At 56.6% G+C, this 13,625-nt stretch carries 14 protein-coding genes; 5 read left to right on the top strand and 9 right to left on the bottom strand.

What is annotated here, in order from left to right; genetic code table 11:
* Positions 1 to 12: 12 nt before the first annotated feature.
* Both msrA and msrB read right to left on the bottom strand, forming a co-directional pair.
* On the bottom strand, positions 13 to 522 hold the full coding sequence (msrA, locus tag LCM21_RS14410) for a peptide-methionine (S)-S-oxide reductase MsrA (protein WP_224891229.1): 510 nt from the start codon (positions 520 to 522) through the stop codon (positions 13 to 15).
* Positions 522 to 968, bottom strand: coding sequence for a peptide-methionine (R)-S-oxide reductase MsrB (gene msrB / locus LCM21_RS14405; protein WP_068341137.1), 447 nt, complete (start codon positions 966 to 968; stop codon positions 522 to 524). Before msrB ends, msrA begins: the two co-directional genes overlap by 1 nt.
* Positions 969 to 1,111: 143 nt before the next feature.
* Here msrB and LCM21_RS14400 point away from each other — a divergent pair, with 143 nt between their 5' ends.
* Positions 1,112 to 1,633 (top strand): glutathione peroxidase, encoded by a 522-nt coding sequence (locus tag LCM21_RS14400; RefSeq protein WP_224891228.1) that lies wholly within the window; start codon positions 1,112 to 1,114, stop codon positions 1,631 to 1,633.
* On the opposite strand, the gene LCM21_RS14395 is transcribed toward LCM21_RS14400, so the two are convergent.
* On the bottom strand, positions 1,609 to 2,496 hold the full coding sequence (locus tag LCM21_RS14395; protein WP_224891227.1) for a DMT family transporter: 888 nt from the start codon (positions 2,494 to 2,496) through the stop codon (positions 1,609 to 1,611). The two genes, LCM21_RS14400 and LCM21_RS14395, sit on opposite strands and share 25 nt — an antisense overlap.
* A 334-nt stretch (positions 2,497 to 2,830) precedes the next feature.
* Here LCM21_RS14395 and LCM21_RS14390 point away from each other — a divergent pair, with 334 nt between their 5' ends.
* A complete protein-coding gene (locus LCM21_RS14390; RefSeq protein ID WP_224891226.1) occupies positions 2,831 to 3,064 on the top strand; it encodes a hypothetical protein in 234 nt (77 codons plus the stop codon).
* Between the two features lie 75 nt (positions 3,065 to 3,139).
* Here the strand turns inward: LCM21_RS14390 and LCM21_RS14385 are convergent, their stop codons facing one another.
* The 4 genes from LCM21_RS14385 to LCM21_RS14370 all read right to left on the bottom strand — a co-directional run bounded on the left by LCM21_RS14385 (position 3,140) and on the right by LCM21_RS14370 (position 7,840).
* Positions 3,140 to 3,427, bottom strand: coding sequence for an HU family DNA-binding protein (locus tag LCM21_RS14385; protein WP_068341148.1), 288 nt, complete (start codon positions 3,425 to 3,427; stop codon positions 3,140 to 3,142).
* Between the two features lie 130 nt (positions 3,428 to 3,557).
* On the bottom strand, positions 3,558 to 5,021 hold the full coding sequence (locus tag LCM21_RS14380) for an AMP nucleosidase (protein ID WP_224891225.1): 1,464 nt from the start codon (positions 5,019 to 5,021) through the stop codon (positions 3,558 to 3,560).
* Entirely contained in the window at positions 5,018 to 6,820 is a 1,803-nt protein-coding gene (ade, locus tag LCM21_RS14375) for an adenine deaminase (RefSeq protein ID WP_224891224.1), read from the bottom strand. Before ade ends, LCM21_RS14380 begins: the two co-directional genes overlap by 4 nt.
* 144 nt (positions 6,821 to 6,964) lie before the next feature.
* A complete protein-coding gene (locus LCM21_RS14370; RefSeq protein ID WP_224891223.1) occupies positions 6,965 to 7,840 on the bottom strand; it encodes a LysR family transcriptional regulator in 876 nt (291 codons plus the stop codon).
* Between the two features lie 116 nt (positions 7,841 to 7,956).
* Here LCM21_RS14370 and LCM21_RS14365 point away from each other — a divergent pair, with 116 nt between their 5' ends.
* Positions 7,957 to 8,712: a class II aldolase and adducin N-terminal domain-containing protein gene (locus tag LCM21_RS14365; protein ID WP_224891222.1), complete on the top strand. Its 756-nt coding sequence runs from the start codon at positions 7,957 to 7,959 to the stop codon at positions 8,710 to 8,712.
* Positions 8,713 to 8,723: 11 nt separating this feature from the next.
* Positions 8,724 to 9,713 (top strand): sterol desaturase family protein, encoded by a 990-nt coding sequence (locus tag LCM21_RS14360; RefSeq protein WP_224891221.1) that lies wholly within the window; start codon positions 8,724 to 8,726, stop codon positions 9,711 to 9,713.
* A 4-nt stretch (positions 9,714 to 9,717) separates the two neighbouring features.
* On the opposite strand, the gene LCM21_RS14355 is transcribed toward LCM21_RS14360, so the two are convergent.
* Positions 9,718 to 10,350, bottom strand: a complete 633-nt coding sequence (locus tag LCM21_RS14355) for a class I SAM-dependent DNA methyltransferase (protein ID WP_224891220.1) — start codon at positions 10,348 to 10,350, stop codon at positions 9,718 to 9,720.
* A gap of 89 nt (positions 10,351 to 10,439) precedes the next feature.
* On the opposite strand from LCM21_RS14355, the gene LCM21_RS14350 reads away from it, so the two are divergent.
* Positions 10,440 to 11,285 (top strand): SDR family oxidoreductase, encoded by an 846-nt coding sequence (locus LCM21_RS14350; protein WP_224891219.1) that lies wholly within the window; start codon positions 10,440 to 10,442, stop codon positions 11,283 to 11,285.
* A gap of 3 nt (positions 11,286 to 11,288) precedes the next feature.
* On the opposite strand, the gene LCM21_RS14345 is transcribed toward LCM21_RS14350, so the two are convergent.
* Positions 11,289 to 12,908: a GMC family oxidoreductase gene (locus LCM21_RS14345; RefSeq protein WP_224891218.1), complete on the bottom strand. Its 1,620-nt coding sequence runs from the start codon at positions 12,906 to 12,908 to the stop codon at positions 11,289 to 11,291.
* Positions 12,909 to 13,625: the final 717 nt, after the last annotated feature.

Raw genomic sequence — 13,625 nt, 5'->3', positions numbered from 1 at the left:
GGGGCTGCCCCACTATTCTGCCGCGTCGCGCTTGGGCAGAACCCAATCTGCGCGTGGGAAATGGCAGGTGTAGCCGTTCGGGATACGCTCAAGATAGTCCTGATGCTCGGGCTCGGCCTGCCAGAAATCACCGACAGGCTCGACTTCGGTTACAACCTTGCCGGGCCATAGCCCGCTCGCATTCACGTCGGCAATCGTGTCCAGGGCCACTTGTTTCTGCGCGTCGTCAACATAGTAAATCGCCGAACGATAGCTCATCCCGCGATCATTGCCCTGACGGTTCAGCGTTGTTGGATCATGAATCTGAAAGAAAAACTCCAGCAATTCGCGATAGGTGATTTTTGTTGGATCGAAAAAGATCTCGATCCCTTCGGCATGGGTCCCGTGGTTGCGATAGGTTGCGTTTGGCACGTCACCGCCGGTATAGCCGACACGGGTGCGCGACACCCCCGGCAGTTTGCGGATCAGGTCCTGCATGCCCCAGAAACAGCCCCCGGCCAGTACGGCACGATTTTCGGTCATCAGATATCCTCCACATGGTTCAGGTAGTCGCCATACCCTTCGGCTTCCATCTCATCGCGATGAATGAACCGCAGCGCGGCAGAGTTGATGCAATATCGCAGGCCGCCATGCTCGCGCGGCCCATCAGGAAACACGTGGCCCAGATGGCTGTCGCCGTGTTTCGAGCGTACTTCGACCCGCACCATGCCAAGACTTGTGTCAGATTTTTCCAGCACGTGTTCATCAATGATTGGCTTTGTAAAACTGGGCCAGCCGCACCCGGATTCGTATTTATGGGTCGAGGCAAACAGTGGCTCGCCTGATACGATATCCACGTAGATGCCCGGTTCCTTGTTGTGCAGGTACGCGCCCGTTCCCGGACGTTCAGTGCCGTTGCGTTGCGTCACCCGAAGCTGTTCGGGTGTCAAGGCAGCAATGGCTTCACTGGATTTGGTGAAACGCGTCATGGTTCCTCCCGCTTGGTTTGACTGATATGTAATCTGGTGCGCCAGAGAGGAAATAAAAAGCCCATTTCAGCGGCCTCGCGGTGTCGTGTGAATGATCCACATGGGCGCTTGCCGCGTACACTCAATATATCGGAGGGGTAGAAATGGTTCGTGTACTTCTTTTGACCGCTTTAATCCTGATTGGTCGCACCGTTCAAGCGTCACAGATGAGTGGTGAGTTTCCGTCGATCGACGGGGGCACATTGTCGATCGAGGATTGGCGAGGTCAGGCGGTTCTGGTGGTGAACACGGCGTCGCAATGTGGATTTACGGGCCAGTACGAAGCACTCCAACAAGTTCATGAAGAGTATTCGGACCGTGGCTTGGTCGTTTTGGCCGTACCGTCGGATTCGTTCAATCAAGAGCTGAACTCGGCCGAAGACGTTAAGCAGTTTTGCGAGGTGAATTTTGGCCTGACCCTTCCGATGACTGATATCACGCCGGTCATCGGGCCGGATGCGCACCCTTTTTACAAGGCAGTCCGGGCCGAGACCGGGTTTGCACCGCGTTGGAATTTCAACAAGGTTTTACTTGATAAAAATGGCTCTGTTGTCGCCACGTTTGGATCGAATGTCCGGCCGGATTCGTCAAAGCTGCTGCGTCAGGTCGAGGCCGTGCTTCCCTGAGATGGCTGCCGCGACAGCTGCACAGCCAGAATGCCCAAGGTGGTGATCCCCACCCCGACAAAATCCAGCGGTCCGAGTTGTTCCCCCAAAAGGATCGCCGCGATGCTGACGCCGAACACCGGATTGAGGAAATGGAAAGTTGCGGCACGGGTCGCCCCGATCCGATCCAGCAACAACACCCAGATCAGAGTGGCCAACAGACCTGGAAATAGCGTCGTATATGTGAACGCCAGCGCAAGGGGTACGGTTGGGTGAACAAATATTGTTTCAAACATGGGCGCGGCAACAAACAGGACCGCCGACCCCACCAGCATCTGTAACCCGACCACCATCATGAAGTTTCCACCTGATGTGGCGCCGCGAATGGTGAGCGTTGCGAATGTCAGCGCCAAAGCGCCGATGCAGCACAGTGTAACGCCGAATAGATCGACACCACCGCCGATGCGGGTGCTCAGGATAAGTGCGACGCCCGCGAAACCGGCAAACAAGCCTAATACCGCGACCGGCCGTAGCTTTTCGCCCAGAAACAGAAAACCCGCAAATGCCACCAGCAGGGGCATGGTGGACGCGATTATTGCCGCAACCGAAGCCTCGACCGTTTGCATTGCATAGAAGTTTAGACCCAAATAAAGGGCATTTTGGCAGATACCGAACAAAATCGTTGCACGCCATTGGGATCGTGTCAGATGCCAGCTTTGTCCCATTACCCGGGCAATGAGGACCCCGAGGAAACCCGAGATCAAAAACCGCAGCGCCAATGAAAACAATGGTGAAGCATCCGCGACGATGATCCGGGCCGAGGTGAAGGCTGACGACCAGATGAAGGCAAAAACCAGCCCCATGGCGATTGCGCGAAAATCCATTGGTCCCCCATTAACTCGGTGGGACTTTTTCTGATTTTCAGGTGGGTCGCAAGCATCCTTGTCAAAAATACCATGCCTTTAGCACAGGCATGGCTGTCACGATTTTGTTGGTTGGCCTTGCGATGTAAGACACGCCTCAAAAAACAAACAACGAGAGCTTAGTCGCGCGTTGCCCGCTGACCTCAATCTGGATTTCCGAATGATCTGATCGGCTCAATGACCTTGCCCTGAACGAAAACGGAGTACATTCGCCCGGTTTTTGTTATGCGGGTCAGAGTTGGCAGAGCTCACTGCTACGCTACCTTCTATTAAAGGTAATTGGGAAAACCACAGAATGTTGGAAGAAAAACGCAAAGATCTTGATGCAGAAAAGCAGAAGAAGATCCTGCTGCGGCTTGTTGACGAACTCAGCCAGTCCTCACCGGACTTGTACTACAGGCCAACTAGCGACATTGCGGCATATCTTGAGAAATATATTCGTGGCGATGCAAAGCTGACGGTGGATGAACGTACGTTGATGAACCGGCTCAGCCGCCGCGATCTGGAAGTATTATTGAGCCTGCACTAACGCCATAGAAACTGACACCATAGAAAAAGGGCCCCCGATCGGGTGGCCCTTCATCATTTTTCATGCTGCCTGCGATCAGCCGTTGACGCTGTCCTTAAGAGCTTTCGCAATGGTCATCTTGACCACTTTGTCGGCTTCTTTCTTGAACTGCTCGCCAGTGGCAGGATTGCGCACCATGCGCTCGGGGCGCTCGCGGCAATAGATTTTGCCGACGCCAGGCAAGGTCACCGCACCGCCAGCCGATACTTCGCGGGTAATCAGGCCAGTAATAGCCTCCAGCGCGCTGTTGGCGGCTTTCTTGTCGGTTCCCATTTCCTCAGCGAGAGCAGCAACCAGCTGAGTCTTTGTCATAGGCTTTGCCATTTCTTGGTCTCCTTAACGTGCCCGATAGATTGGGCCTCACCGCGTAACTGTAACGGGATATTGTGGTCAAACACAACGAATAGTAGCGCTGAAAACCCTAAAAATAGGGGGGTTTCGTTGCTTTTTTGCGTCAGAGAAAGGCTGTTTCGTCAAACGAACGCAATTTCCGGCTGTGTAAACGCTCCAGCGGCATGCCGCGCAGGTGTTCCATCGCTCGTATTCCAATTGCCAAATGACGGCTGACCTGAGTGGTATAAAACGCCGAAGCCATACCGGGCAGCTTTAGTTCGCCATGCAGAGGTTTGTCTGACACACACAGCAAGGTGCCATAGGGCACCCGGAACCGATAGCCGTTTGCAGCAATGGTGGCGCTTTCCATATCCAGCGCGATTGCGCGGGATTGGCTGAGTCGCTGCACCGGGCCGGACTGGTCGCGCAGTTCCCAGTTGCGGTTGTCGACCGAGGCAACTGTACCGGTTCGCATGATCCGCTTAAGTTCATAACCTTCCAATTCCGTAACCTCGGCCACGGCCTGTTCCAGCGCCACCTGAATCTCGGCCAGTGGCGGGATCGGCACCCAGACCGGCAGATCATCGTCCAGAACCTTGTCTTCGCGCAGATAGGCATGGGCCAGCACGAAATCCCCCAGCGCCTGGGTGTTGCGCAACCCGGCGCAATGGCCGACCATCAGCCAGGCGTGCGGGCGCAGTACGGCTATGTGGTCCGTGGCAGTTTTGGCGTTCGACGGGCCAACGCCGATGTTCACAAGCGTGATCCCGGACCCGTCGGCACGTTTCAGGTGATAAGTGGGCATCTGCGGCAGTTTCAAAGGCTGTTCAATCACGCCATCTGGGTCCGTAATTTCGGCATTCCCGGTCGAGACGAAGCTGGTATAGCCGCTGTCGGGGTTCGCCAGTTGCGCACGGGCGTAGCTTTCAAACTCAGATACATAGAACTGGTAGTTGGTGAAAAGAACGTGGTTCTGAAAATGATCGGGGTCGGTTGCGGTGTAGTGTGACAGCCGCGCAAGCGAATAGTCCACCCGCTGCGCAGTGAACAGCGAAAGCGGTCCGGGGTTGCCCTCGGCATCATGGACGCCGTTGACGATGTCGTCATTGGTTGAGGTCAGATCCGGTACGTCAAACACATCGCGCAGGGTGAAACTGGCCGCCCCCTGATGTGGAACCACGAGGTCTGGATTGTTGGCCACGGCGAAATGCACCGGAATCGGCGTGTCGGACGCGCCGATTGTCACCGGTTGATCGTGGTTCTTGATCAGCAGCGCGATCTGCTGGGTCAGGTATGAGCGGAACAGATCGGGGCGGGTGACAGTCGTTGCATGAGTGCCCGGTTCCGATACATGACCAAAGCTCAGTCGGCTGTCGACCTGCGCATAAGATGAGGTCTTGATGCGAATCTCTGGGTAATAGGCCCTGTATCGTTCAGTTGGTGTCTCTCCATCCATCGCGTCTGCAAAGCTGTCGCAGAGGAATTGGGTTGCTTGGGTATACAGCTCTTCCAGGCGAGCAACTGCTTCAGCTGGGTCTTTGAATGCTTCCGGTGTCGGAACATCAGGGGTTCTTATAATCGTCATGCAAGGGGTTCCAGAAGGTCGATCTTTTTAAATGTCCGCACGTCCACCAGACCAAGGTCTGAAATCCGCAGCTCGGGGATCACGACAAGGGCCAACAGTGAGTGCTGCATATACGCGTTGTTCAATTGGCAACCGCAAGCCTGCATTGCAGCAACCATCTGTTCTGCTTTTGCCGCGACATCGGTTGCCAGGCTGTCTGACATCAGGCCCGCGATCGGAAGCTCAACCAAAGCCAATTCTTCGCCATCGCGGTAAATGGTGATACCGCCGCCGACCTCAGCCAGACGGTTCGCGGCCAGTGCCATCTGCTCGCGGTCCGTGCCGACCACGATCATGTGGTGACTGTCATGCGCAACGGTAGAGGCCATCGCCATTTTGCCCTGATACCCGAAGCCCGAGACAAAGGCATTGGTCACACCCCCGGTCGCGCGGTGACGTTCGACCAACGCGATCTGGCAAACATCTCCCTCCCCTTCGACCAGCCCGCCTATGATAGGAAGCTCGGCCTTCAGCGCCTTTGTGGGTGCCTGGTTTTCAACGACGCCAATCACATTGGCCTGCACACGATTGGCACCAACGGGCGCTTTGATTTCGAAATCTGTGTCTGTCAGCGTGTGGCCGAGATGCACGGTATTGCGTGCGGTGTCTGGCCAGTTCAGATGTGGGCAGTCAACTGTGATCGTGCCGTTCTCGGCCACCACCTGACCACGGGCGATGACCATTTCGATGGGCAGTTCCGACAGGTCCGAACTCAGCACAACATCTGCTCGCCGTCCCGGAGTGATTGAGCCGATCTCACGCTCCAGCCCGAAATGGGTTGCGGTGTTGATTGTCGCCATCTGCAAAGCCACAAGCGGATCGCAGCCGCAGGCAATTGCATGGCGTACAACGCGGTTCATGTGCCCTTCGTTGACCAACGTGCCCGAGTGGCAGTCATCCGTACACAGGACAAAGTTCCGCGGGTCCAGCCCCTTTTCAGTAATGGCTGTGATCTGGCTTTCGACATCATACCAGGCTGAGCCCAGTCGCATCATCGACCGCATCCCTTGCCGAACCCTGGCAATTGCGTCAGCCTCGCATGTCCCTTCGTGATCATCCGCTGGACCTCCGGCCACATAAGCCGCGAAGTCTGGTCCTAAATCAGGTGATGCATAGTGTCCGCCCACGGTTTTGCCGGCGTTCTGCGTTGCTGCAATTTCCGCCAGCATCTTGGGGTCGCCCTGAATGACACCGGGGAAATTCATCATCTCACCCAGTCCGATGATACCGGGCCATGTCATCGCCCGGGCGACGTCTTCGGGCGTGATCTCGTACCCAGTTGTCTCAAGCCCCGGTGCTGATGGCGCGCAAGAGGGCATTTGGGTATAGATGTTAACGGGCTGCATCAGTGCTTCGTCATGCATCATGCGTACGCCATCCAGCCCCAACACGTTGGCGATTTCATGCGGGTCCGTGAACATCGACGTCGTACCATGAGGAATCACCGCACGGGCGAATTCGGCCGGGGTCAGCATGCCCGATTCGATATGCATGTGTGCGTCGCAAAGGCCGGGCAACATATGACGGCCCTGCGCCTCGATGATTTGTGTATCAGGACCCACGCAATGGGATGCATCCGGTCCAACAAATGCGATGCGCCCTGCCGCGATGGCGATATCGTGGTTGGGCAAGGTCTCACGGCTGTGAACATTTACCCAGATGCCGCCACGGATGACCAAATCCGCAGCCTCGCGTCCTGCGGCGACGGCAATTAATCGAGGGGCGACTTCGGGCCAGCTTGGGAAGGGTGTGTATTCCATGACGCAACTTTCCTGAATGCTGAGAAAGGTGCAACCCCCGTCGAACAGCTATCATGAAACCGTCACGCAGCGCGTCAGCGCTGCCGGGCCCAACCAGAGGAGATGTCGCGCAGCGGCATTGACGATGGGCGGGAGCACCCTTGATTACCGCAGTTGGTCCACCTGCATCTCACGGCGAACCCAATCGGCAAACGCGACAGCGCCCGGAGTATCTTCGGCTTGGGGCGAAAGCAGCAGGTAATAGGCCTCGGGCATTTCGGCACGATAGGTAAAGGGTGCCCGCAGTCGTCCCTGCTCAATCAGGTCGTGCGCGATTGTATCATGGGTCAGGCACAGCCCCCCACCGGACATCGCAACCGATAAGCTAACGAGATAGGTGGTTGAGTACACAATTGGCGGATTTTCCCACGTCAGATCCTGATCTTGAACCCAATTCATCCAATTGGACATCAGGTTTGAGCAGTCAAACAGTGGTTTTTGTTGCAGCGTGTCCAACGTCACCTGATAGCCCGGCGCGCAGACCGGGTAATAGTAGTCGGTCCGCAGCAATTCTGTCCGCACCGTATCGGATGGTCGCAGCGAATAGCGTATCTCCACCGCAGCACCCTCGGCCATTTCTCGGGGCTCCCACAGGTCGGTGAAGATGTTCAGGTGCACCTCGGGATGCTCGGTCTGGAATTTTGGCAGGCGCGAAGCCAGCCAGTTTACAGCGAAACTGATGTTGCTTTGGACCTGAACCGCATTCTGCTGCGCGCCCGTGACCGCCTGTGTGCCACGCATCAGTGTCCGGAAAGCGTCACGCACAACAGGCAGATAGGTGATGCCTGCCTCGGTCAGTTCCAGCGCTCGTGGCCGGCGTAGGAACAAGGGTTGGCCAAGATACCCTTCAAGAGACTTTATCTGCTGACTGACCGCGCTTTGGGTCATGTTCAGGTCACGGGCCGCACCGGTGAAGGACATATGGCGCGCTGCAGCTTCGAATGTACGCAGCCAGCCAAGCGGCGGAAGCGGTGTCTGCATGACATAACCTTGCCATTAGTTCAACTAATGCTCTACCTGCGTATTTTTCGTTGGTCAAACTCTGGTTGCCAAGGCACCCTGTCCCACAGCCCTTGCCAGCCTGATCGGAGACGCCAATGACCGTCACAAACCTGCGCCCAAATATCGACTACTGGACCGAACGAGTAGATCTGGCCGCGACTTTCCGCTGGACAGAGCGGCTGAACATGCATGAAGGCGTGGCAAATCATTTCAGTCTGGCTGTCAACGACGAGGGAACACAGTTCCTGATGAATCCCAACCAGATGCATTTTGCCCGCGTGAAAGCATCGAATCTGCTGTTGCTCGACGCCAATGACCCGAATGTCATGTCCCAGCCCGGTGCCCCGGATCCGACGGCATGGGGGCTGCACGGCTCGATCCATCGCCAATGCCCGCATGCGCGCTGCGTGATGCATGTGCATTCAATCTTCGCCACCGTTCTGGCGTCGCTGGCAAATAGCACTTTGCCACCAATTGATCAGAACACGGCGACGTTCTTCAACCGGTATGTGGTTGATGAGGAATTTGGCGGGCTTGCTTTTGAAAGCGAAGGTGTGCGCTGTGCCTCAATGCTGTCGGACCCGAAAAAGAAGGTGGTGATCATGGGCAACCACGGGGTGCTGGTGATCGGCAGCGACCCGGCGGACACCTTCAATCGCCTCTACTATTTTGAGCGCGCGGCAGAGACCTATATCCGCGCGCTTCAAACCGGCCAGCCCCTGCGTGTGCTGTCAGACGAGATCGCCGAGAAGACCGCGCAGGAATTGGACGACTATCCCGACCAGGCCGAAGCGCATCTGCGTGAGATCAAAGCTCTACTGGATGCCGAAGGCTCCGATTACGCCACATAAAGGGTATCGACATGACCGACGCCTCACAGGATCCCGAAACTGCCCGCTGGCACTATCACCCGAAAGGGCCGGTCGGGTTGAACCCGTTGTTCAGTTGGCCCCCTCGCCCTAGGGCCGTTTTGAAATGGTATAGCGGAGCGTGGCTGCAAATCACGTCACTGACGCTGTGCATGGTGCTGGCTGTAACAGCATACATATTCTTTTTCCCTGCGTTAGAGACGATGCAAAGCTTTGCTCCGGCCTGGATGTTTCGCATTTGGCTGCTGAACATGGTGCCGCAGATATTGATCGCGGGCGGCCTACACTGGTGGCTGTACATGCGCAAAGGACAGGGCATGTACAAGAAATTCGACCGCCGGGACCTAACGCGGAACAATAGCAATTTCACCTTCCGCAATCAGGTCTGGGACAATATCTGGTGGACGCTTGGCAGTGCGATGACTGTGGCGACCGTGTATCAGTGGATCATTTATTGGGCGATGGCCAACGGATATGTGCCCACCATGACCTGGGCCAGCGCGCCGGTTTGGTGTTTTGTCTGGATGGCATTCATTCCGATGTGGTCAGGCTTGCACTTTTACTGGGTGCATCGTCTGGTGCATCACCCCAAGCTCTACAAACACGTCCATGCCGTGCATCATCGCAACGTGAACATCGGTCCGTGGTCAGGAATATCGAACCACTGGTACGAGAACCTGCTATACTTCTCTGGCTACTTTATCCACCTGATCGTGCCGTCGCATCCGCTGCACGTGTTATTCCACACGTATTTCCAGCAGATCAGCCCTGTTCTGTCGCATTCCGGATTCGAAAAGCTGAGGGCTGGAAACACCGATGCCGCCAGCGCCGGTGATTTCTTTCATCAGCTGCATCACCGGTATTTCGAGTGCAACTATGGCACCTCCGAGATTCCGTTCGACAAATGGTTTGGCACCTATCACGACGGCACCGCCGAAGCGACGATCCGCACCCGCGCGTTCAAAAAGCAGATGTACACCTAGGGGGTCAGGTCCGTTCGAACAACGCAATCAGCGCCGTGTCATCCTTGTTGGGCCCGGCTGCGAGTTCGCCGTAAATGCGTACCTCTGGCAGGGCAAGGTTTTGTATCTCGCCCTGCGTCAGCCTTTGCAGAGTTTCGGCAAAGTGCATCTTTTCATAGTGCTTTGCATTGATCGACAGTGCGAATTGCGCGCCGGGCCGGGCGATGCGCAGCAAGGCGGGCAGGGCCTTGGGGCCCAGATGACCGTGGGTGAACGTTCCAGAAGAGACAATGCCCGCATAGCTTTTGTCCGGGACTGGAATGCCGTGGTTCAGGTCGGCCTCGATCGCGTCTCGATAGATGGCCTTGCGCATGGCTTCGCCCAGCATCTCGGCGCTGATATCGGTTGCATCAATCGGACCGACGCCCAGCCCGGCCAGAATCGCACCGCATAAGCCCGTACCTGCACCTACATCCAGAACCGGTCCCTGGCCGCCAGCATACACAAACGCGCGCGCTGTATGGATATGCAGCTGATAGTCTTCAAGCGCGGCAAAGCCTTCGTCATAGTCTCCGGCCCATTCGGCATATAGCCGTTTATGGTCTTCCGGAGTGTCTAGCGCGTAGGCGGCGTGTAGGTTGGGTGTTTTCTTACTCATGCTTCAATGAAAGGCGCATCGAAGGATTCGATCAAGTATTCTGACGCAGATGCTTGCATCCACCGGGATTGCGGACCATCAAGGGCAGCATGACAGGTACTCTTTTTTCCTTCGGCCACGGGTATTCGGCACAGGCTTTGTCCCGCCTGTTGTCACCCCAGGGCTGGACCATCCGCGGGACCACACGCGACCCGGCCCAATTCCACACGATTCGCGCATCCGGCGCGGAGCCTTTCGTTTGGCCGGGGCAATCTCCGGACTTGAATGGGGTGACGCATCTGTTGATCTCGACCGCACCGAATGCCGAGGGCGATCCGGTTCTGGCGGTTTTGAAAGAAGAAATTGCCGCGCGGGCTGAGCAGTTTCAATGGGTCGGATATCTGTCGACCACAGCAGTTTATGGGGATCATCAGGGCGCATGGGTGGACGAAACCACTCCAACCACCCCGACGGCCAAGCGGGGCAGATGGCGGCTGGAGGCTGAGCAGCAATGGCTTGGCATCCCGGAACTGCCCGTACATATCTTTCGGCTGGCCGGTATTTATGGCCCCGGCCGCGGACCGTTTTCCAAGCTCAAGCGTGTGGGGATGCGTCGCATCATAAAGCCCGGGCAAGTGTTTTCGCGCATTCATGTGGCAGATATCGCGCAAGTTCTTGCAGCGTCGATGGCTGCGCCGAATCCAGGCGTGGTTTACAATGTGTGCGATGATGAACCGGTGCCGCCGCAAGACGTAATCGCCTATGCGGCCGAGCTGCAAGGGCTGCCTCTGCCCCCGGCAGTGCCGTTTGACGAAGCTGACCTGACACCGATGGCCCGAAGCTTTTACAGCGAGAACAAGCGCGTCAGGAATGACCGTATCAAGGATGAACTAGGCGTGCGCCTGCTGTACCCGGATTATCGCAAAGGGCTTCAGGCACTGATGAGCGATGGCTGACCTTTAACGCGCAGCGGCCTTTATCAGGTCAGCCGCCTTTTCGGCGATCATGATCGTTGGTGCATTGGTGTTGCCAGAGATTAGAGTCGGCATAACCGAGGCATCGACAACCCGCAGCCCCTCGATCCCATGCACGCGTAATTCGGGGTCAACTACGGCCATATCATCCACACCCATCTTACAGGTTCCGACAGGGTGATAAATCGTATCAGCCCTGTCTCGGATGTGTCCCTCCCAATCCGCATCTGTCTGGGCGGTATCAGTCCCGAACATTTCTTTATGCCGGTATTTCTCAAGGGCAGGCGCCTGAATGATGTCGCGCATCATGCGCGCACCTTTGATCATCGTCTCCAGATCACGATCATCGGACAGGAAGGCTGGATCAATGGCCGGTGGAGCAAACGGGTCGGAGCTGGTTAGCCCGACGGTCCCCCGGCTTTCGGGGCGGAGTTTGCAAACATGGCAGCTGAACCCGTGGCCATAATGCAGCTTGCGGGCGTGATCATCGACCAGCGAGATAACGAAGTGAAGCTGAATATCGGGTCGATCCAGATCCGGGGACGTTTTCAGGAACCCCGCCCCCTCTGCAAAGGGGGTGGCCGCCATTGAAACTCCGGTTTGACGCCAGCGCCACAGGTGGCGCAGCAGGTTGGCGGTAGCAAACGCTCCGATCCCGAAATTGTCGGTATCCCTGGTTTTATAGGACAGGATGAAATCCAGATGATCCTGCAGGTTCCTGCCAACGCCGGGAAGGTTGTGACGCACGGCGACGCCATGTCGGGTCAAGTCCTCGCCTGCTCCGATCCCTGAAAGCTGCAACAATTGCGGTGACATGAAGGCTCCGGCACAGATCAGCACCTCTCGCCGTGCCGTAACCGTAATGTCTGCGCCTTTGGCTTTCTTCTTGTAAACCACCCCGGTTGCGCGTTTCCCGTCAAACGTCAGTTCTTTGGCGTGGGCATTGGTTATGACCGTCAGGTTCGGACGCTCCATCACCGGATGGACATACGCCGCAGCGGCAGAACAACGCTCGCCATTTCGAGCAGGGTCGTGGAATTGCGTGACTTGGTAAAGACCAACGCCTTCGTTGTCGCCGCGGTTGAAATCTTGCCTGCGACGGTGCTGCATCTGTTCAGCCGCCTCAATGAACGCATGCGTTATAGGGCGGGGCTCTTTCTGGTGTGAGACCTGAAGCGGGCCGCTGTCGCCATGTAGGTTATCTGCACCATCCTCATTATTTTCGGACCGTTTGAAATATGGCAGGACGCTGTCCCAGTCCCATCCGGTACAGCCATGTTCGGCCCACCCGTCATAGTCCTGACGCTGCCCCCTGATATACAGCATCGCATTGATGGCGCTGGACCCGCCCAGCACCTTGCCGCGTGGCTGATACCCGCGGCGCCCGTTCAGCCCCGGCTGTGGCACGGTCTCCAAAGCCCAGTTGTTGATCTTTGGCCGCCCCGGCAGCGCAGCAACCACAGCTGCGGGCATCCGCACCACAATACCGTCGCCACGCCCGCCGGCCTCAAGTAGGCAAACATGCGTGTCGGGGTCTTCGCTCAGTCGGTTTGCCAGAACAGAACCTGCTGACCCGCCGCCGACGATCACATAGTCAAATTCCATTCCGCTCTCCTTGGTGCTGGATCGGGCATGGTCCTGCCCGCCTTGTCCTTCTGATCAGAGAGTGGCGTAACTGCGAAAAAACACAATCTCCACAAATGCCTTGTGACCCAAGGTTATATAGGGACGCAGTTGCGGAACCGAGTGTAGCCCGGGCCTCCGCCGAAGTTATCCCGAATTCAAACTGCAGAACTGCCATGAAACACAGCTTTCGTGTTGTCGTTGGTCTGGGATCACATAGAGGGACAAGATAGGATTGCGGCCGCTGATACGAAGATGAGCATGGGCGCGATTGATGACCCAGTCTCGAAAACGGTTCTGAGAGAACGCCAAAGAGCTTGATGTTGTCTTTGCTAAAATCGTTCGTGACTTCATCTCGGGCGGCGTTTTCCGTGGCGCAAGGCTTTTGTGTATACCAAGCATTGGGTACGATTCCGCTAAAAGGTCGCCTGTTCGCCCACTTGAAGCAGTGCTTTGGCGGCTTCACAGTGAAAAATTTTAGCCTAACCAATTGTTTTAATTGGATTTAATGGGTTTCCCTTGAGAAATGTGAAGTTTTTTCAAAATGGGGGTTGCAGGTCCCAGACCTAATCCGTAAATACCCCTTCACCGGCGCTGCTGAGGCGGTTGTTGGGTCGCTGGAGACGGCGGGGACGCACTGGAGAGACGGTGGGACGCTCGGGAGAGACTGGGGGCATCTTGGGAATGAGTTAGGCGGGC

This window comes from Ruegeria profundi, from assembly GCF_020171505.1.
Taxonomy (GTDB): domain Bacteria; phylum Pseudomonadota; class Alphaproteobacteria; order Rhodobacterales; family Rhodobacteraceae; genus Ruegeria; species Ruegeria profundi.
The sequence above is the reverse complement of the archived record's forward strand: the minus strand, read 5'-3'. Positions and strand labels throughout refer to the sequence as shown.